Raw genomic sequence first — 19,518 nt, 5'->3', positions numbered from 1 at the left:
ATAGTGGTTTTCATTTCACTGGTGGTGGTCAAGATACACCCGAGTGGCCCATCCCCGATCGAGCGGTCGGGACCCCCGATCGGGGATATGGTGCTGGGGTGCCGCCGGTAGTGATCCGCACTCATGCCACGGGTGGGGACTTCGGCCGTCTCCGGGCGGAGTTCGAGCTCCCGGAGTCCTTCACGGCCAGGGCGCTGGCCGAAGCCGAGGCCGCGGCGATCGATCCGATCGACGCCGGTGCGCGCGAGGACGCGACGGACCTGCCGCTGGTGACGATCGACCCGCCCGGCGCGAAGGACCTCGACCAGGCGATGCTCCTGGAACGCACGGCCACCGGCTTCCTGGTGCACTACGCGATCGCCGATCTCGCCGCCTTCGTCGCGCCCGGCGGCCCGGTCGACGCCGAGGCGCGCCGCCGCGGCCAGACCCTGTACCTGCCCGACGGCAACGTGCCGCTGCACCCGCCGGTGCTGTCCGAGGGCGCGGCGAGCCTGCTGCCCGGCGAGATCCGCCCCGCGGTGCTGTGGACGGTCGAGACCGATCACCTCGGGGAGCTGCGGGACGTCCACGTGCGCCGCGCGCTGGTGCGCTCCACCGGGCAGTTCGACTACGAGACGGTGCAGGCCGCGATCGACGACGGCACCGAGCACCCGTCGGTGGCGGTGCTGCCCGAGCTGGGCAGGCTGCGGCGCGAGCTGGCGGTCCGCCGTGGCGCGGTGGAGCTGCAGCTTCCCGAGCAGGAGATCAGCGCGGACCCCGGCGGGGGCTGGGCGCTGGCGCGGCGGCCGCGCACCGACGTCGACGCGTGGAACGCCGAGATCTCGCTGCTCACCGGGATGGCGGCGGCCTCGATCATGATCGACCACAAGGTCGGCGTGCTGCGCACGCTGCCGGATCCGGACGCCGAGGCGGTGAGCTGGCTGCGAAGGTCGGCATACGCGCTCGGGGTCGAATGGGACGCGGCGAGCAGCGTCTCGGAGTTCCTGTCCCGTCTCGACCCGCAGGCGCCGGAGTCGCTCGCGCTCTACGCGGACACGACGCGGCTGTTGCGGGGCGCGGGCTACACGGCGTTCGACGGCGAGCTTCCCGAACTGACCACGCACGCCGGGATCGGCGGCTCCTACGCGCACGTGACGGCGCCGATCCGGCGGCTCGTCGACCGGTTCGCCACCGAGGTGTGCCTCGCGGTGAGCGCGGGACGCGCGGTACCGGGCTGGGTCCGCTCCGCGCTGGCCGGGCTGCCGGACCTGATGAGCGCATCGGACCTGCTGGCGTCCAAAGTGGAGCATTCCTGCATCGACCAGGTCGAGGCGTGGATACTGGCCGAGCGGATCGGCGGCACCTTCGACGCGGTGGTGCTCCGTGCGGAGGAGAGCCGCGCCGAGGTGCTCATCGAGGACCCGCCGGTGGTGGCGAAGTGCGCGGGGGAGCGCCTGCCCGAGGGGGCGCGGATCAGGGCGAGGCTCACCGCGGTGGACGTCGCCAAGCGCAAGGTTTCGTTCGAGCGGGTGGGTTCCTGATGCTGCTGGACGATCTCGGCGAACCGGTCCCGCTCGACGCCGTGCCTTCGCGCGTGGTGTCGCTGGTGCCGTCACTGACCGAAGCGGTCGAAGTGAGCGCGCCGGGACGGCTGGCCGGTGCCACCGACTACTGCACCCATCCGGCCACTTTGGACCTGCCGAGAGTGGGCGGCTCGAAGTACCCGAAGATCGACCGGATCCTGGCGCTGAAGCCGGACCTCGTGCTCGCGAACTCCGAGGAGAGCAGGCCGGAGGACGTGGAAACCCTGCGCGGCAACGGGATCACGGTGTGGGTGATGGCAGCGCCCGCCACCGTGCCCGACGGGCTGGCGTCACTGCGCCGCCTGCTCACCCAGTGCTTCGAGCTGGACCAGCCGGACTGGCTGGTGGCGGCGGAAGAGGCGTGGCGCACCCCGGCGCCGGTACGCGCGCGGGCGGTCGTTCCGGTGTGGCGCAAGCCGTGGGTGGTGCTCGGCCGCGACACCTTCGGCGGCGACGTGCTGTTGCGGCTGGGAATCGCGAACGCCTGTGCCGGGCACGAAGACCGCTACCCCCGGCCGAAGCTCGACGAACTGCGCGCGCGGTTCGACAGCGGCGAGGCCGATCTGCTGGTGCTCCCGGACGAGCCGTGGGAGTTCACTGCGGACGACGGCCCCGACGCCTTCCCCGGCGTGCCGTACGTCCTGGTGTCCGGCCGCTTCCTGACCTGGTACGGACCGTCCCTTGTGGACGCGCACGGCGCGCTGTCCGCCGCCCTCGCGGCCATGCCCTGAAGGTGGCCTTGGAGGACCAGGATGCCCCGAAGGTCACCTTCGCGGCGTCAGGTTCCCTCAAGGGCGCTTTCGGGGCGCGCGGCCCGGAGCAGGGCGGGCCTCGTGAAGGTCAGATCCGCGGCGTTCGCGTCTCTGAATGCCTTCTTCGGGGCACGAGCGCGGAAGGGAGAAGGAGTCGCGAGATTCCAGGGCGTGCCTTGAGGGGCGCTTTTGGGAATCTGACGCCGCAATCTCGCCCTTCGTGGCGTGCGGCATGGCGGCGCCTGTGCCCCGAAGGTGACCTTCGCGGCGTCAGGTTCCCTGAAGGACGCCTTCAGGGGCATGAACATCGCGGATGCGGGCCTCGTGAGTCCGTTCTGCGCGCCTGCCCTGAACTTGTGCACGTGCCCTGAACTCGCGGATTCCCTGAAGGGGGCCTTGCGGGAATCTGCTGCCCCGAAGGTGACCTTCGCGGCATCAGAAATCGACGCGCACCCGTCACCACAGCGCTTTAGGGGGAAAGATCCTCCTAAAGCGACAGTCCGGTGAGGATGGTCAGGCGCGGCTCGGTGAAGTCCTCCATGGCGGCGGCGGGGCCCTCCCTGCCGATGCCGGAGTCCTTCACGCCGCCGTAGGGCATCTGATCGGCGCGGAAGCTCGGGACGTCGCCGATCACCACGCCGCCGACGGCGAGCTTCGCCGACGCGTCGAAGGCGGTGTTCAGATCGCGGGTGAAGACCCCGGCCTGCAGCCCGTACCGGGACGCGTTGACGCGGGCGAACCCGTCGGTGACCGAGTCGACCCGGTTCACGCACACCACCGGCCCGAACACCTCTTCCGCCATGGCCTGGGCGCTCTCGGGAACGTCGGTGAGCACCGTCGGGGCGACGGTGCTGCCTTCGCGGGTCCCGCCGTGGCGCAAGGTCGCGCCCGCTTCGACGGCCGCGCCCACCCAGCGTTCCACGCGCTCCGCGGCGGCCACGTTGATCAGCGGCCCGACATTGGTGGTCTCCGCGCGCGGGTCCCCTGTGGACAGTTCGGCGACGTGCGCGGTGATCCGGTCCACCAGCTCGTCGAAGAGAGCGGCGTGCGCGTAGACGCGCTGTACCGCGATGCAGGACTGCCCGCCCTGGTACATCGAGAAGGTGGCGATCCGCTGCGCGGCGAAGTCCAGGTCCGTCCAATCCGGACAGACCAGCACCGCGGCGTTGCCGCCGAGTTCCAGTGCGACGTGCTTGCGCGGGACCGATTCCCGGATGCCCCAGCCGACCGGGCCGGAGCCGGTGAACGACACCACCGGCAGGCGCGGGTCCGCGACGAGCGCGGCGGCGACGTCGTTCCCGGTCGGCAGCACCGACCAGCTTCCCGCGGGCAGATCGGTTTCGGCGAGGACTTCGCCGAGCGCGAGCGCGGTCAACGGTGTCGCGGGCGCCGGCTTGAGCACGATCGGCGCGCCGACCGCGAGCGCGGGGGCGACCTTGTGCGCCACCAGGTTCAGCGGGAAGTTGAACGGCGTGATGCCCAGCACCGGCCCCCTCGGCACGCGCCGCACGAGCGCCATCCGCCCGGTGCCGCCGGGATCGGTGTCGAGCCGCTGCAGCTCGCCGGAGAACCGGCGTGCTTCCTCGGCCGCCCAGCGGAACGTCGACACCCCGCGGGCGACCTCGCCGCGCGCCCACTTCAGCGGCTTTCCCGACTCGGCGGTGATCAGGTTCGCGAGTTCGCCCGCGCGCGATTCGAGCGTCCTGGACACGTGGTCCAGCGCACCGGCCCGCACGTGCGCGGGCAGCGCGGCGGTCTCCTCCGCGGCGTCGGCCGCCGCGCGCACCGCCTGCTCGACGTCCGATGTGGACGGTACGTGGTGCGCACCGGCCACCCCGCCGTCGAACGGGTGGTGCACGACGGCGGTTTCGCCGCTGGTGACGGGCTTTCCGGCGATCCAGAACGGGGTTGCGGTCATCGGGACATCTCCTGCCGGACGGCGTGTTCGAGTACGGAAAGGCCTTCGTCCAGCAGTTCGCCGGACAGGGACAGCGGCGGCAGCAGCCGGACGACGTTGCCGTAGGTCCCGCAGGTCAGCACCACCACGCCGAGCGCGTGGCACGCCTTCGCGACACGGGCGGTCACCGCCGCGTCGGGCTCGGTGGTGCCGGGACGGACGAACTCGGCGGCGAGCATCGCGCCGCGGCCGCGGACGTCGCCGATGACACCGGTTTCCCCGGCCAGCGCCCGCAGCCGGGGCAGCGCCGCTTCGCCGATCCGCCGTGCCGAAGCAGCCAGGTTCTCGGTGCGCATCGTCTCGATCGAGCCGAGCGCGGCGGCGCAGGCGACGGGGTTGCCGCCGTAGGTGCCGCCGAGCCCGCCGGCGGGCACCGCGTCGAGCAGTTCGGCGCGCCCGGTGACCGCGGCGAGCGGGAGCCCGCCCGCGATGCCCTTCGCGGTGGCGATGAGATCGGGCACCACGTCCTCGTGGCTCGACGCGAACCAGTCGCCGGTGCGGCAGAACCCGGTCTGCACCTCGTCGGCGACGAACACCGCGCCGTGTTCCGCGCACCACCGCGACAGCGCGGGGAGGAACCCCGGCGCCGGTTCGATGAACCCGCCCTCGCCCTGGACGGGCTCGATCACCACGGCGGCCACCTGGTCGCCGCCGATCTGCTTTTCGATCCGTTCGAGCGCGGCCGCGGCGGTCTGCTCGCCGGTCAGCCCCGGCGCGTCGCGGAAGGGGTACGAGCCGGGCACGCGGTAGACCTCGGGCGCGAACGGGCCGAACCCGTGCTTGTAGGGCACGGATTTCGCGGTCAGCGCCATGGTCAGGTTGGTGCGGCCGTGGTAGGCGTGGTCGAACACCACGACGGCCTGCCGCCCGGTGGCCGCGCGCGCGATCTTCACCGCGTTCTCCACGGCTTCGGCGCCCGAGTTGAACAGCACCGAACGCTTCTCGTGCGTGCCGGGTGTCAGCTCGCCGAGCGCTTCGCAGACCTCCACGTACCCCTCGTACGGCGTGACCATGAAGCAGGTGTGCGTGAACCAGCACGCCTGCTTGCGCACCCGGTCGACGACGGCGGGGGCCGAATGCCCGACGTTCGTCACCGCGATCCCGGAGCCGAAGTCGATCAGCGTGTTGCCGTCCGCGTCGGTCAGCAGGCCACCGCTGGCCGAGGTCACGTACACCGGCAGCACCGAGCTGACCCCGGCCGCGACGGTGGCCGCGCGGCGCTCCTGCAGCGCGCGCGAGGCGGGGCCGGGGATCTCGGTGCGCAGCCTGCGGTGTTTCGGGGCGGGTGCCTGCTGGTCGGCGGTCACCGTCACGGCCTGCTCCTTCGCTCGGGGATCCGGTGTCGAGAATGCGCCGGCGGCAGGCACGCGCCTATGGCCGTTTTGGACAACCGGGCGCGTAGAGTTCGCCATAATGGCACTGACCTTGCGCGCGCTCGCCGCGGATCTGGGGCTGCCGGTCCGCGCCGGGGAAGCCGCGCTCGACCGGGCGGTGGCCTGGGTGCACGCGACCGAACTGGCCGATCCGAGCGACTTCCTCGAAGGCGGCGAGCTCCTCCTCACGATCGGCCTCGCGCTGTCGGACGCCGATTCGTACGTGGCGAGGCTGGTCGCGGCGGACGTGGCCGGGATCGGGTTCGGCGTCGGCCTCGGGCACGACCGGGTGCCGCCCGCGCTGGCCGAGGCCGCGGCGAAGGCGGGCCTGCCGCTGCTGGAGGTGCCCAAGCGCACGCCCTTCATCGCGATCACGCGCGCGATCTCCCGCGCGATCGCGGCCGACGAGTACGCGTCGCTCGTGCGCACCGACAAGGGCCAGCAGGCGCTGACCCGCACCGCGCTCGGCAGGCGCGGACCCGGCGCGGTGGTGCGCAAGCTCGCTTCCCTCGTCGACGCCTCGGTGCTGCTCGTGGACGCGGCGGGCAACGTCCGCGAAGCGGCGCCCGCCGCGGCCGCCGCGCTGGGCGAAGCGCTCGGGCCGGAGCTGTCCGGCGCCCGTCGCGGGAGCAAGCTGCTCCGGCTCGCCGGGAAGGAGGTGATGATCCAGGCGCTGGGGTCCCGCGGGTTCCTGGTCGTCGCGGCACCGGACCCGCTGGACGCGGCGAGCCGTCACATCGTCACCACCGCCGCGGCACTGCTGTCGCTCGCGCTGGAGCACGGCCGTGAGCAGGACGCCGCGCTGGGGCCGTTGCGGACGGGACTGCTCGACCTGCTCGTCGGCGGGCAGCCGGAACTGGCGGCGGCGTCCATCGCGAAGCTGTTCCCCGGGGCACCGGAGCCGCCGTGGTCGGTGTGCGCGCTGCTCGGCGGCGCGGCCGCGCGCCGTGCCGCGGCGGACCTGGTCGAGTCCGGATCGGACGGTTTCCACGCGGAGCACGGCGGCATGCTGGTGGTGCTGGCCAAGGTCCCGGTCGCGGCGAAGCTGACCGGGCGGATCGGTGGCCTGCACGCCGGAACCGTCGACGGGGTGTCCGCATTGGACGCTGCGGACGGCGTCTCTCGCGCGATGCGGTCGGCACGCGCCGCGAAGGAGCGCGCGGTGCCCGTGGTGGACTTCGCCGACGAGGCGGGCAGCGTGCTCGATCTCGTCGGCGAGGACGTCGCGCAAGCGTTTGCGGACAGCCTCCTCGCCCCGGTGGCCCAGCGCGCCGACCTCGTCGAAGCACTGCGCTGCTGGCTCGCGCACCACGGGCACTGGGACTCGGCGGCGACGGCGCTCGGCGTGCACCGGCACACCCTGCGCAACCGGATCCGCAAGTGCGAGGACCTGCTGGGCCGCAGCCTGGACTCGCCCGGCCTCCGCGCCGACCTCTGGCTCGCCCTGCAGGTCCTCCCGACGCGATCTTTGTAGTACCTCGCTGTAGAACCTCACTGTAGAACCATGGGCCCATGAGTGAGGTCGGCGTTCGCGAGCTGAACCAGAACACCGCCGGTGTGCTGGCCAGGGTCAAGCAGGGCGAAGAAATCGACATCACGGAGCGCGGAGCGGTCGTGGCACGGCTGGTTCCCGCGCGGCCGGGCGTGCTCTCGGAGCTGATCTCCACCGGAAAGCTCCGCCCGGCAACGAAAACCGGCCCCTCGCCGCGCCCGGCCGGACCCACCATGACGGCGGCCAGCGCCCTGAACCCGGCCCTCGCTGGCGCGCGAGGCAAGGGACCGGAGGGTGACCGCGGCTAGCGGAAGCTGTCGGTGGCGGCGCGGAGCTGGGCGAGGACGCCGGGATCGGTGACGGCGTGGCCCGCGGTGTTGATGAGCCGCAGTGTCGAGGACTGCCACGCCCGGTGCAGTTCGTACGCGGTGTTCGGCGGGCAGACCGCGTCGTACCGGCCCTGCACGATGACGCCGGGGATGCCGGGGAGTTTGCCCGCGTCGCGGATGAGCTGGCCGTCGTCTAGCCAGGCGTCGTGCGTGAAGTAGTGCAGCGCGAGCCTGGCGAAGGTGACCGCGAAGGCGGGCGCGCTGTAGTTGTCCACGAAGTTCTGCTGCGGGATGAGCGACACGATCGCGCCTTCCCAGACGCTCCAGGCGATCGCGGCGCGCTCCCTGGTGGCGCGGTCGGGGTCGAACACGAGCGCGTGGTAGGCGGCGAGGGGGTCGTGGCGCAGTTCCGGCGGGATCGGGGCGAGGAAGTCTTCCCACTGTTCGGGGAAGACGCGTGCCGCGCCGCCGCGGTAGATCCAGTCGAGTTCGCTCCGGCGGGCCGTGAAGACGCCGCGCAGCACGATTTCGCTGACGCGCTCGGGATGGGTTTCGGCGTAGGCGAGCGCGAGCGTCGCGCCCCACGAGCCGCCGAAGAGCTGCCACCGTTCGATGCCGAGGTGCGTGCGCAGCGCCTCCATGTCGGCGACGAGGTGCCAGGTGGTGTTGGTGCTCAGATCGACACCGTCGTCACCGATGTGCGGGGTGCTGCGGCCGGCGCCGCGCTGGTCGAACAGCACGATCCGGTAGGCGCGGGGGTCGAAGTGGCGGCGCGTGCTGCCCGCGATGCCGCTGCCCGGCCCGCCGTGCAGGACCACTACGGGCTTGCCGCCGGGATTCCCGGACTGTTCCCAGTGGACCCGGTGCCCGTCGCCGACGTCGAGGAAGCCGCTGTCGTACGGCTCGATCGGCGGGTACAGGTCGTCCATGCGCACACTGTGCCTGATCGACTTCCCAGGTGGGGGCCCGCCCCCGCCGCCAGATGGTGAGCGGGCCCCCGTCCGGGGAGCGGTCTACTCCGGTGCGGAGGACCGCTGATCTGCCGTCGGCGCCGGCGGCCGGACGCGGTGGCGCGGCGGACCGGTGCGCTTCGCTCGTGCACCCATCGGCTCCTCCTCGTCGAAGGCCTGTTCGGTTGCGGCGAGTAAACGTTAAGATACTTTCCTAACTAGGTCAAGCATGTGATTTTCATTCAAATACGTGAACGAAGCGGGGTTGACAAAGTACTGCCCGGGGTGTGGGAACCCCGGGCAGTACTGGGGAACGATCAGTGGAAGGCGTGCTCCGGCGCCGGGAACTCGCCACGGCGGACCTCGTCGGCGAACGCGCCCGCCGCATCGGAGAGCACCCCGGCGAGATCGGCGTACCGCTTGACGAACCGCGGCGCCTTGCCGGTGCGCAGCCCCGCCATGTCCTGCCACACCAGCACCTGCGCGTCGCAGTCCGGCCCGGCGCCGATGCCGATGGTCGGGATCTTCAGCTCGTGGGTCACCCGTTTCGCCGCTTCGGCCTGCACCATTTCCATCACCACCGCGAACGCGCCCGCTTCCTGCAGCGCGAGCGCGTCGGCGAGGAGCGTCTCCGCCCCGTCACCGCGAGCCTGCACCCGGTAGCCGCCGAGGTTGTGCTCGCTCTGCGGCGTGAAGCCGATGTGGCCCATCACCGGCACGCCGGCCGAGGTGAGCGCCTCGACGTGCGGGGCGAACCGGCGCCCGCCTTCGAGCTTGACGGCGTGCGCCCTGCCCTCCTTCATGAATCGCACCGACGTCGCCAGCGCCTGCTCCGGTGAAAGCTGGTACGAGCCGAACGGGAGGTCCGCGACGACGAGCGCACGAGTGACCGATCGGGTGACGCCGCGGACGAGCGGCAGCAGCTCGTCGACGGTCACCGGCAGCGAAGTGTCGTAGCCGAACACGTTGTTCGCGGCGGAGTCGCCGACCAGCAGGACGGGGATGCCCGCCTCGTCGAACAGTGCGGCGGTGTACATGTCGTACGCGGTGAGCATGGGCCACGGCTCGCCGCGCTCCTTGAGCTCGCGCAGGTGGTGGACGCGGACTTTCCTGGTGGGCTTGGCCTTGTCCGGGCCGCTGCCGTACGGCGCGGCGACCTCGTTCGAGCCGGCTGATTCCGGTGACGACTTCGTTGACGACACGGTTACCGTCCTTCCCTCGAGGCCTCCAGGAGGTCCCCGGGTAGTGGATCTGGGAAAACCAGCGTGACACCCCGCGGGGCGGGCGGCCACCGCGCTGCGACCAGCTTCACAAGTCCTCACCGCGGCCGAACCGGGCGACGAACTAGGGTGCCCCATCAGACTTGCGAGGGACGCGCGATGACGTGCGCGCGCCCTTCACTGGCTAAGCGTTCAGACCAGAAAGCGAGGCGGCACCTTCATGACCGCGCGTGCGCCCGCAGTGGCGCCATGGAAGCGCAAGTCCGGCGGAATCGTGGCCACGATCGTCCAGCTCGGCTCGCTCGTTTCGCTTTTGCTGCTCCTGTTCGGGCCGCGGCACATCGGGTTCCACAACGGGGCGATCTGGGTTTTCTCCCTCTTCGGGATCCCGGTGGACTCGAACCTGGTGATCGCGCTGGTGCTCGCCGTGCTCGGCGCGGCGCTGCGCAGGCGGAAACGGGCCGCGCTCTACACGCTGGTGCTGTTCCAGGTGGGCAGCCTCGGCATGGTCGCGCTCGCGCAGGCCATTCTGGTGTGGGCGCCGGAACTGCTCGAACTGACCGCGCGGGAACGCGCGCACGTCGACAGCGCGATCTGGACATTCCCGATTTACGCGGCGTTTTCCATCGCATTGATGGTGTTCCTGCTGAAACTGCGGCCCGCGTTCCCCGCCCGGCTCGCCGACGGTGCGCTGCGGCGCGGGTTCACCGTGCTGTTCGGCGGGATGGCCGCGGTGGTGGTGATCGGCTGGGCGCTGACCGAGGTCTTCCCCGGCAGGCTCACCGACGCGTGGGAGCGGTTCGCCTGGGTCACCAACCACGCGACCGGTGAGCTGCTCCGCCTGCGGCGCTTCGGCGTCGGCGAGGGCCCCGAGTGGCTCGACCTCCTGCTCGACCTCGGCGGCACCCTTTCCGTCGCGCTCGCGCTGTACGTGTTCTTCCGCGGCGTGCGCAGCCGCCGCCACCGCAGCGACGACGAGGAGCTGCGGCTGCGCAAACTGCTCGCGAGCCACGGCGAGGACGATTCGCTCGGCTACTTCGCCACGCGCCGCGACAAGAGCGTGGTGTTCGCGCCGTCGGGGAAGGCGGCGGTCACTTACCGGGTGCTGGCCGGCACATCGGTGGCGAGCGCGGATCCGGTCGGCGACTTCGACGCGTGGCCGGAAGCCGTGCAGGCGTGGCTCGCGGAGGCGTACCGGTTCGGCTGGACGCCCGGCGTGCTCGGCGCGAGCGAACGCGGCGCCCAGGTCTACGCCGACGCCGGGCTGAAGGCGTTGGAGTTCGGCGACGAGGCCGTGCTCGACGTGCGCGAGTTCAGCCTCGCCGGGCCGGAACGGCGTTCGGTGCGGCAGGCGGTGAGCCGGATCGCCCGCGCGGGCTACACCTCGCGCGTGCGGCGGCACGGGGAGATCCCGGCCGAGGAGATGGCCGAACTGCTCGTGAAGGCGCAGCAGTGGCGCGGCGACGAGACCGAGCGCGGGTTCTCGATGGCGCTGTCGCGGCTGGGCGATCCCTCCGACGCCCGGTGCGTGATGGTCGAGGCGTTCGACGCGCGCGGCCAGCTTCGCGGGCTGCTGTCGTTCGTCCCGTGGGGGCGGCGCGGGTTGTCGCTCGACCTCATGCGGCGGGACCGCGACGCCGAGAACGGCCTCAACGAGTACCTGCTGGCCGAACTGGTGGCGAACGCGGCACGCCTTGGCACGCAACGGGTTTCGCTGAACTTCGCGATGTTCCGCGCGGTGTTCTCCGAGGGCGAGCGGATCGGCGCCGGCCCGGTGCTGCGGTTGTGGCGCGGGGTGCTGAGCGTGGCGTCGCGGTTCTTCCAGCTCGAGTCCCTGTACCGCTCGAACGCGAAGTACGGGCCGGACTGGGAGCCGCGGTTCCTGTGCTACTCCTCGGCGCGGCGGCTGCCGAGGGTCGGCATCGTCGCCGGTGCGCTGGAAGGGTTCCTGCCGAGCAGCACGCGGGCGACGAAGGCGCTCCGGAGCGAGACGGTCACCGCCGAATTCGTCGAGAACGTGCGCCGCATCGAGGCCGAGGCGGCGACCGTCCCGTCGAAGGCCACCCGCCGCCCGGAACAGGTCCGCGTGCGGATCGCGAAGGTGGATCGCCTGCGGGACAAGGGAATCGACCCGTACCCGGTGAGCTTCGAGCGCGACACGCTGGTCTCCGAAGTGCGGCAGAAGTACTCCGGGCTGGCCCCGGACACGCACACCGGCGACGAGGTCCGCGTCGCCGGGCGGCTGGTGGCGCTGCGCACGCTCGGTGGCCTGTGCTTCGCGGTGCTGCGGGACTTCTCCGGCGAGGTGCAGCTCATGCTGGCCGCCGACCGGCTGCCGCTGGAGGACTGGCGCGATGGCATCGACCTCGGCGACCAGGTCGGCGCGCGCGGCACGGTCGTGACGTCGAAGCGCGGTGAGCTTTCGGTGCTCGTCGACGAGTGGACGCTGACCGCGAAGTGCCTGCATCCCTTCCCGGACAAGCGAAAGGGACTGTCCGATCCGGAGACGAAGGTGCGAAAGCGGTACCTCGACCTCGCGGTGAACCCGGACGCCACCGAGTTGTTCCGCCTGCGCGCCAAGGTGGTGCGCGCGGTGCGGGACAGGCTGCACAACGCGGACTACCTCGAGGTCGAGACCCCGATGCTGCAGACGGTGCACGGCGGCGCGAACGCGCGCCCGTTCGTCACCCACATCAACGCCTACGACATGCGGATGTACCTGCGGATCGCGCCGGAGCTGTACCTGAAGCGGCTGTGCGTGGCCGGGGTGGAGCGGCTGTTCGAGCTGAACCGCAACTTCCGCAACGAGGGCGTGGACGCCACGCACAACCCCGAGTTCACCATGCTCGAGGCATACCAGGCCTACGCCGACTACGACACCATGCGGGTGCTGACCCGCGAGCTGGTCCAGCACGCCGCCGAAGCCGCGTACGGCGCGCAGGTGGTGCGGCGGCGCGGGGCGGACGGCTCGGTGGAGGAGCACGACATCTCCGGTGACTGGCCGGTGATCCCGGTGCACACCGCGGTGTCCCGCGCGCTGGGCGAGCAGGTCGGCCCCGGCACCCCGATCGCCGACCTCCGCCGGTTGTGCGCCGCGGCAGGCATCCAGGCCGACGACGAGGCGACCCACGGCGACCTGGTGCTCAAGGCGCACGAACACCTCGTCGAAGGCGCCACGGTCGCGCCGACCTTCTACACCGACTACCCGACCGAGGTCTCGCCGCTGACCCGGCAGCACCGGGTGGACGGCAGGCTCGCCGAGCGGTGGGACCTGATCGCGTTCGGCGCCGAGATCGGCACCGCCTACACCGAGCTGACGGACCCGATCGAGCAGCGGCGGCGGCTCGAAGCGCAGTCGCTGCGCGCGGCGAGCGGTGACGTGGAGGCGATGGAGCTCGACGAGGACTTCCTGGTGGCGCTGGAACACGGCATGCCGCCGACCGGCGGGCTCGGGCTCGGCGTCGACCGGCTGCTGATGATGCTCACCGGCGCGTCGATCCGGCAGACGGTGCTCTTTCCTTTCGTACGGCCGAAAACGTGAACCGGCGAGCAGTGGCGGGGGTGCTGCTCGTACTGGCCGGGGTGGCGTACTCGGCCTGGCTGCTCGCCTACGTCCTGCCGGTGGGGCTGTCGCTGGTGCACGCCTACGTCAGCGAACTGGCGGCGGGTGACCAGCCGTACCGGTTGCTCTTCCGCACCACGGACCGGATCGCGGGTGCCGCGATGGTCGCCGCCGCCGTCCTGCTCGCCGTCCGCGCGCCGCGCAGGCCAGCGTGCTTCTTCGCGCTCGGCGGGCTCTTCCTGTTCGGACTGTCCGTTGTGGTCGATGCGTCGTCCTCTTTGGACTGCGCGAGCGCGGCGAGCGAGGCGTGCCGGATCAAAGAGGACAGGGGCGCGGTGTCCGCCGCGGACACCCTGCACACGGTCTCCTCGGTGGTGACGAACTTCGGCATGCTCGCCGCCGTGCTCGGCGCGCAGCGGTTCGTCACCGGGACCGCCCGCGCGCTGCTGTTCGCCGCGGCGGCGGTGATCGCGGCGACCGGGCTCGCGATCGTGTGGCTGGACACGCTCGGACCCGGTCACTACGCGGGCTTGGTGCTCCAGGTGCAGTTGGTGGCGGCCGCCGCGGTGCTCATCACGGCGGGGGTTCGGCTTGCCGTGCGGAAATGTGGTCCTCCAGCCTCCCCAGCAGCTCCAGCAGGGTCGTCCGCTCGGCGCCGTTGAGCACCTCGAACGTCTCGTCGGCGTGCCCGCGCTGGATGCGTTCGATCTCGGTGACCCGCGCGCGGCCCGCTTCGGTGATCGCCAGCAGGCTCGCGCGCCGGTCGGTCGGATCCGGTTCGCGCACGAGCAGCCCGTCGCGTTCGAGCGCGTCCACGGCGGAGGTGATCGCCCTGCCGGTGAGCCCGAGCCGCTCGCGCACCGCGCCCATCCGCGGCCGGTCGCCGAGCATGTCGACCATCAGCAGTAGCTGGACCTGCGCGGCGGGCCAGCCGAGCCGCACGTAGGGCGCGCCAGCGTAGCGGCGCATGACGTGGGTGATGCGGCGGAGCGCGTCCGCCAGCTCGGCACCCGTCGGTGCTTTCTCCCTTGACACGTCCTCCAGCTTACGCGCAAAGTATATAGGCGCAATTGATACTAAATACTTTGACACTAACTGGGGGATCTCCTCTTGCACTGGGCCAACCGCACCTACCTGCTGCACCTGAGCAGCACGGTCGTCTCCACCTTCGGATCCGCCGCGGCACCCGTGGCGATCGTGTTCACCGTCCTCGGCGCGGACGGCTCGGCGGCCGACGTCAGCGCCGTCACCGTGGCCGGGCTCGTGCCCGCGCTGCTGTTCTTCCTGGTCGGCGGCGTGGTCGCGGACCGGTGGCCGCGCAATCTCGTGCTCGTCGGCGCGGGCTCGCTGTCCGCGCTGACGCAGGCGGCGCTCGGCGTGCTGGTGCTGACCGGGTCGGCGAGCCTCGGCGCGCTGATGGCCGCCGCGGCGGTGAACGGCATCGCGCTGGCCTTCACGATGCCCGCGTCGCAGGGGCTGCTGATGCGCAGCGTCGATCCCGGGTACGCGAGCAAGGCCTTCGCGACGTTCCGGCTCGGCCTCAACCTCGCGCAGATCTGCGGCGCGGCGCTCGGCGGCACGTTCGTCGCGGTTGGCGGGCCGGGCTGGGTGCTCGTCGGCGACGCCGCCACCTTCGCCGTCGCGGTCGTGCTGCGCCTGGGCGTGCGGATCGAGGGCCGGATCAAGGCGAAGGGGTCACCGCTGGGCCAGCTCGCCGAAGGCTGGCGCGAATTCCGGTCGCACCGCTGGCTGGCCGCGGTGATCGTCCAGTTCGCCGCGGTCAACGTGCTCGCCGTCGGCGCGTTCGAAAGCGTGCTCGGGCCGGTACAGGCGAACGCGGCGCTCGGCGGCGCCGCGCCGTGGGGCACCGTGCTCGCCTTCGACGCCGTCGGCATGGTGCTCGGCGGGCTGGTGATGCTGCGGGTGAAGCCGAAGCGGCTGCTCGTCTGGGCGCTCGGGGCGGCCGCGCTGACGGTGCTGCCGATGCTGTCGATGGCCGCGGGCCTGCCGCTGGCGGGAGTGTGCGCGGCGGCGCTGCTCGGCGGTGCCGGGGTCGAGGTGTTCGGCGTGAACCTGATGACGGCGATGCGCCAGGAGGTCGCGCGGGACCGGATTTCCCGCGTGTCCGCCTACCAGTCGCTCGCGGGTTTCGGCCTGACGCCGGTGGGCGCCGGGATCGCCGGGCCGATCGCGGGCGCACTCGGCGCCGGTGGCGCGCTGTGGGCGACGTCGGCGATCCTGCTCGCGCTCGCCGTGATCGTGCTGAGCCTGCCCGCGGTGCGCGAATTGGTCGTGCGCGAGGTACCCGCCGCGGTGTAGGGAGGAACCCCGACACCCGAGGGAGTGGTCATGGCGTCACAGCCACCGCCGGTCGCCGACGAGCGCGACGGCCTGCTGCGGTTCCTGGGCAACCAGCGGTACGTGCTGCGGCTCGCCGCGCACGGCCTGACCGACGAGCAGGCGAGGAGCGTGCCCACCCGCAGCGCGCTCGGCATCGGCGGGCTGATCAAGCACGTCGCCGCCGTCGAGACGATGTGGGCCGACCTGGTGCTGGGCATCCAGCCGCGGCTCGGCGCCGGGGCGGCGGCCGCCCACCACGACAACTTCCGGCTGCACGAGGACGAAACGCTGGCCGGCGTGCTCGACGGCTACGCGGCGGTGGCGGACCGCACGACGCGGATCGTGGCCGATCTCGACCTCGGGCACGAGGTGCCGGTGCCGAAAGGGGTGCCGTGGTACCCGGACGATCTCGAAGCCTGGTCGGTGCGCTGGGTGCTGCTGCACCTGATCGAGGAGACCGCCCGGCACGCGGGGCACGCCGACATCGTGCGCGAGCACATCGACGGCGCGACCGCGTTCCCGCTGCTGGCCGCGGCCGAGGGCTGGCCGGAAACCTCGTGGCTGAAACCGTGGCGTGCGTCAAAGTCCTTGGCGTAGCAGGGTGAAAGCCTCGTCGAGGTGTTCGTCGAAGGCGCGCCCGCTCGTGCGGGCGCGCTGCTCGGCGGTTTGCATCGCGGCGAACGAAGCCGCGACGAGCAGGCCGGGGCGGACGTCGAGATCGGCGTCGGTGCCGGTGCGCGCCGCGATCTCGTCGGCGAGCGCCTTCATCGTGTCGTCGATCTCGTCCATCAGCCGGATCCGCGCGTACAGCTCGGGATGGCGGCGGTACAGCTCCTGCAACAGCTCCAGCTCACCGTGCAGATCGGGGAAGGCGGCGGCTTCGGCCATCGCCTTGACCACGGCGTGCATCGACGCGAGCGGGGCCTCGTCGACGGGGCGCGCCCGCAGTTCGGCCAGGATCTCCTCCCGGGTCCACTGGTGCGGCTCCAGGTCGAACAACTCGTCCTTGGTGGCGAAGTAGTTGAAGAACGTGCGCGGGGAGATGTCGGCCGCTTCCGCGATCGCTTCGACCGTCGCCGCTTCGAGCCCGTGCTCCAGCGCGAGGCGCACCGCCACCGCCCTGATCGCCACGCGCTTGGCGATCCGCCTGCGCTCCCTGCGTTCCTCCGCCATGCTCATGGGTGTTCTCCCTCCCCTCGTTCCTCGGTACGGGAGAACACCCATGAGGCACGAGCGCGCTGTGTCTTCGGGAGCGACTTCTCCCTGCGGTCGTCGTCGCTCCGCGATGACCCTAGACGGTGGGTCAGAACAGCGTCGGCTCCTCGGCGATCGCGCCCTCGATCACGAGCATCCGCAGTTTCGTGCCGACGCCGCCCGGCGCGGAAAAGCCGCCGTTCCCGCCGCCCGCGGCGAGCACCCGGTGGCACGGCACGACGATCGGGTACGGGTTGGCGCCGAGCGCCTGCCCGACGGCCTGCGCCGAGCCGGGCATGCCGAGCCGGTGTGCGATATCGCCGTAGGTCAGCGTCTTGCCGGGCGGGATCGCGCGCGTGATCTCGTAGACCCTGCGGTGGAACTCCGGCACCACGTCCTCGTCGACCTCGACCTCGAGCAGGTCGAGCCGCGCACCGTCCAGCAGCGCCGTCATCGCGTCGATCGCGTGCTGGATTTCGGGCGGTGGCGCGGCTTCCACGGCGTCGGGGTAGTCGCGGAGCACCTTCGCCGTGGTGCGTGCCGCGTTGGCCTCCGGGAGCTGGACGCGGGTGATCCCGTGCTCGCCCCAGCACACCCCGCAGCTGCCGATCGCGGTGTCGAACAACGCGAACTCCGTCATCGGGTCAGCCTACCGCGAGTGAGCGGGCCGCCGGCCAGGCCGCGTCCGTCCACAACGGACCCGAGGTGGATTCTGTCGCCGCTCTGACACGCCGAGTGATCCGACGAACGGGGGCTGGCGCGGCCCGTTCCGCACGCTAGATTCGTGCTTCTCGGGATGATCTGGGCGGAAGAGGTCGTAGTGGTGAACAGGGTGAGGCGCGTTTCGGGTGTGGTCGCCGCGGTGGTGGCCTTCTGCGGTGCGGTGACGGTGCCCGCTGCCGCTGCGACGGCCGCGCCTCCCGCGCCGCCCGCGCGGCTGACCAGCGCGCCGAGCGTGACCGAGGCGCCGGGCACGCTCGTGCTGCCGTACGTGGTGGTGACCGGCGACGACCTGGTGCACACCTGGTGGGCGGAGCTGGCGGTGCGCGCCAACGGCGGCACGGTGGTGTCGTCCTACCCGCAGGCAGGCGTCGTGGTCGCGTATTCGCCGCGCGACGGGTTCGCGCCCGCGGTGCGGAAGGTGCCCGGCATCACCGCCGTCGGCGCGACGCGCACCGCGAAGATCCCGGTCGAGTGGTTCGCGCCGCGCAAGGACGTCCGCTACACCGGGCCCGGCTCGCCGAGCAGCGGCCAGGTGCCGCCGGAGGGCACCGCGTGGGACGTGCCCGCGCTCGGCGTCGACGAGGCGCACGAGGTGACCACCGGCAGCAAGCGCGTGACGGTCGGGGTGCTCGACACCGGCGTCGACGACACGCACCCCGATCTCGCCGCCGCCTTCGACCGGCGCGATTCGGTGTCCTGCCTGTCCGGCTGGGCCGACCGGGGTGCCGGCGCGTGGCGGCCCACCCTGGACGGGCACGGCACGCACGTCGCGGGCACGATCGCGGCGGCGCGGGACGGGAAGGGCGTGGTCGGCATCGCGCCGGGGGTGAAACTCGCCGCGGTGAAGCTCGCCGAACTCGACGACACCGAGACCGCGGAAAGCATGGTGTGCGGGTTCGTCTGGGCCGCCGACCACGGCTTCTCGGTCACGAACAACAGCTACCGCGCGATCCCGTGGCGGTACCACTGCTCCAACCAGGTCGACCAGGCCGCGATCAAGCTCGCCGTCGGCAGGGCGGTCGCCTACGCGCAGCGCCGGAACGTGCTGGTCGTGGCGTCGGCCGGGAATGCGGGCATCGACCTCGACCAGCGCTCCAGCGACGCGGAGAGCCCCGCCGACAGCACCCCGGCGCCGCGTCCCATCGACACGAGCTGCATCCGCCTCCCGCACGAGCTGCCCGGCGTGATCGGCACGGGCGCGGTCGACGAAAAGCTGCTGAAGGCGAGCTTCTCGAACTACTCGGCGAGCAGGGTGACGGTCGGCGCGCCCGGCGCACGGGTGTGGTCGACCTGGCCCGGTGGGCTGTACCGCTCGGCGAGCGGGACCTCGATGTCGTCCCCGCACGCCGCGGGCGTCGCCGCGCTGATCGCCAGCACGCACCGGTATCTGCGCGGCGACCGGCTCGGCAGGGCGCTGACCGCGCAGGCGACCCCGTTGCCGTGCCCGGACCTGTACGACCCCAACGGCGACGGCAAACCGGACGCGACCTGCACGCCGTCGCCGACGGGCAACACCTTCTACGGCGCGGGCCTCCCGAACGCGGCCGCCGCCGTCCGCTGACGGCTCGCCGGGTGTCCCCGAAGGGGCCTTCGGGAACTCGGGGTCCCCGAAGGCCCCCAGTGAGGATGCGCGCGGTGATTCCGGTGAGGTGGGTGGCGGAAGCCTGGAGCCGCCTGGGGGAGCCGCCTGGGGGAGCCGCCGTGGGGCTTGGCCCCCGAAGGTCGCCTTGAGGGAATCTGACGCCGCGATCTCGCCCCTCGCGGCGCGCGGCATGGTTCTGCGTATGCCCTGAAGGTGCCCTTCGCGGCGTCGGATTCCCCGAAGGGCGCCTTCAGGGCGTGCGGCTCGGGGTGGGGCCGGGCTCGCGGAGGCCGTATTCGTGGCATGCGCGCCTCTGGAGGCCGTCTTTCGGGGCGTGAGCGCGAATGGTCGCGAGCGGTGAAGCCCAGCGCTTGCCCTGAAGGGGCCCTTCGCGGCGTCGGATTCCCCGAAGGGCGCCTTCAGGGCGTGCGGCTCGGGGTGGGGCCGGGCTCGCGGAGGCCGTATTCGTGGCATGCGCGCCT

At 72.0% G+C, this 19,518-nt stretch carries 16 protein-coding genes; 9 read left to right on the top strand and 7 right to left on the bottom strand.

What is annotated here, in order from left to right; translation table 11 throughout:
* Positions 1-110: 110 nt before the first annotated feature.
* A complete protein-coding gene (locus ABD256_RS24340; protein ID WP_344423552.1) occupies positions 111-1,520 on the top strand; it encodes an RNB domain-containing ribonuclease in 1,410 nt (469 codons plus the stop codon).
* Positions 1,520-2,293 (top strand): helical backbone metal receptor, encoded by a 774-nt coding sequence (locus ABD256_RS24335; protein WP_344423174.1) that lies wholly within the window; start codon positions 1,520-1,522, stop codon positions 2,291-2,293. The genes ABD256_RS24340 and ABD256_RS24335 overlap by 1 nt, the downstream gene beginning before the upstream one ends.
* Before the next feature lie 508 nt (positions 2,294-2,801).
* Here the strand turns inward: ABD256_RS24335 and ABD256_RS24330 are convergent.
* Entirely contained in the window at positions 2,802-4,232 is a 1,431-nt protein-coding gene (locus tag ABD256_RS24330; RefSeq protein ID WP_344423171.1) for an aldehyde dehydrogenase family protein, read from the bottom strand.
* Positions 4,229-5,584, bottom strand: a complete 1,356-nt coding sequence (gabT, locus tag ABD256_RS24325; protein WP_344423169.1) for a 4-aminobutyrate--2-oxoglutarate transaminase — start codon at positions 5,582-5,584, stop codon at positions 4,229-4,231. Before gabT ends, ABD256_RS24330 begins: the two co-directional genes overlap by 4 nt.
* Before the next feature lie 100 nt (positions 5,585-5,684).
* Between gabT and ABD256_RS24320 the strand changes: the two genes are divergently transcribed.
* Positions 5,685-7,118 (top strand): PucR family transcriptional regulator, encoded by a 1,434-nt coding sequence (locus tag ABD256_RS24320; RefSeq protein WP_344423167.1) that lies wholly within the window; start codon positions 5,685-5,687, stop codon positions 7,116-7,118.
* A 38-nt stretch (positions 7,119-7,156) separates the two neighbouring features.
* Complete coding sequence (locus ABD256_RS24315) at positions 7,157-7,444, top strand: type II toxin-antitoxin system Phd/YefM family antitoxin (RefSeq protein WP_344423164.1); 288 nt, start codon at positions 7,157-7,159, stop codon at positions 7,442-7,444.
* On the opposite strand, the gene pip is transcribed toward ABD256_RS24315, so the two are convergent.
* A complete protein-coding gene (gene pip / locus ABD256_RS24310) occupies positions 7,441-8,394 on the bottom strand; it encodes a prolyl aminopeptidase (protein WP_344423161.1) in 954 nt (317 codons plus the stop codon). The two genes, ABD256_RS24315 and pip, sit on opposite strands and share 4 nt — an antisense overlap.
* 338 nt (positions 8,395-8,732) lie before the next feature.
* Positions 8,733-9,617 carry a 3-methyl-2-oxobutanoate hydroxymethyltransferase gene (gene panB, locus ABD256_RS24305; RefSeq protein WP_344423159.1) on the bottom strand — a complete coding sequence of 295 codons (885 nt, stop codon included), beginning with the start codon at positions 9,615-9,617 and terminating at the stop codon, positions 8,733-8,735.
* Between the two features lie 238 nt (positions 9,618-9,855).
* On the opposite strand from panB, the gene lysX reads away from it, so the two are divergent.
* Entirely contained in the window at positions 9,856-13,176 is a 3,321-nt protein-coding gene (gene lysX, locus ABD256_RS24300; RefSeq protein ID WP_344423156.1) for a bifunctional lysylphosphatidylglycerol synthetase/lysine--tRNA ligase LysX, read from the top strand.
* On the top strand, positions 13,173-13,859 hold the full coding sequence (locus ABD256_RS24295; RefSeq protein ID WP_344423153.1) for a DUF998 domain-containing protein: 687 nt from the start codon (positions 13,173-13,175) through the stop codon (positions 13,857-13,859). The genes lysX and ABD256_RS24295 overlap by 4 nt, the downstream gene beginning before the upstream one ends.
* Here ABD256_RS24295 and ABD256_RS24290 read toward each other — a convergent pair.
* Positions 13,771-14,232, bottom strand: a complete 462-nt coding sequence (locus ABD256_RS24290; RefSeq protein ID WP_344423151.1) for a MarR family winged helix-turn-helix transcriptional regulator — start codon at positions 14,230-14,232, stop codon at positions 13,771-13,773. The genes ABD256_RS24295 and ABD256_RS24290 overlap by 89 nt on opposite strands.
* 75 nt (positions 14,233-14,307) lie before the next feature.
* Between ABD256_RS24290 and ABD256_RS24285 the strand changes: the two genes are divergently transcribed.
* Positions 14,308-15,516 carry an MFS transporter gene (locus ABD256_RS24285; protein WP_344423148.1) on the top strand — a complete coding sequence of 403 codons (1,209 nt, stop codon included), beginning with the start codon at positions 14,308-14,310 and terminating at the stop codon, positions 15,514-15,516.
* A 30-nt stretch (positions 15,517-15,546) separates the two neighbouring features.
* The gene (locus ABD256_RS24280; protein WP_344423145.1) at positions 15,547-16,134 is read left to right on the top strand and encodes a DinB family protein; all 588 of its coding nucleotides are present in this window, start codon (positions 15,547-15,549) and stop codon (positions 16,132-16,134) included.
* Here ABD256_RS24280 and ABD256_RS24275 read toward each other — a convergent pair.
* Together ABD256_RS24275 and ABD256_RS24270 are read right to left on the bottom strand one after the other, a co-directional pair.
* Positions 16,117-16,716 carry a TetR/AcrR family transcriptional regulator gene (locus ABD256_RS24275; RefSeq protein ID WP_344423142.1) on the bottom strand — a complete coding sequence of 200 codons (600 nt, stop codon included), beginning with the start codon at positions 16,714-16,716 and terminating at the stop codon, positions 16,117-16,119. The genes ABD256_RS24280 and ABD256_RS24275 overlap by 18 nt on opposite strands.
* A gap of 124 nt (positions 16,717-16,840) precedes the next feature.
* Complete coding sequence (locus tag ABD256_RS24270) at positions 16,841-17,371, bottom strand: methylated-DNA--[protein]-cysteine S-methyltransferase (protein ID WP_344423139.1); 531 nt, start codon at positions 17,369-17,371, stop codon at positions 16,841-16,843.
* 183 nt (positions 17,372-17,554) lie between these two features.
* On the opposite strand from ABD256_RS24270, the gene ABD256_RS24265 reads away from it, so the two are divergent.
* On the top strand, positions 17,555-19,015 hold the full coding sequence (locus tag ABD256_RS24265) for a S8 family peptidase (RefSeq protein WP_344423136.1): 1,461 nt from the start codon (positions 17,555-17,557) through the stop codon (positions 19,013-19,015).
* Positions 19,016-19,518 lie beyond the last annotated feature (503 nt).

Source organism: Amycolatopsis minnesotensis (assembly GCF_039529815.1).
Taxonomy (GTDB): domain Bacteria; phylum Actinomycetota; class Actinomycetes; order Mycobacteriales; family Pseudonocardiaceae; genus Amycolatopsis; species Amycolatopsis minnesotensis.
The sequence above is the reverse complement of the archived record's forward strand: the minus strand, read 5'-3'. Positions and strand labels throughout refer to the sequence as shown.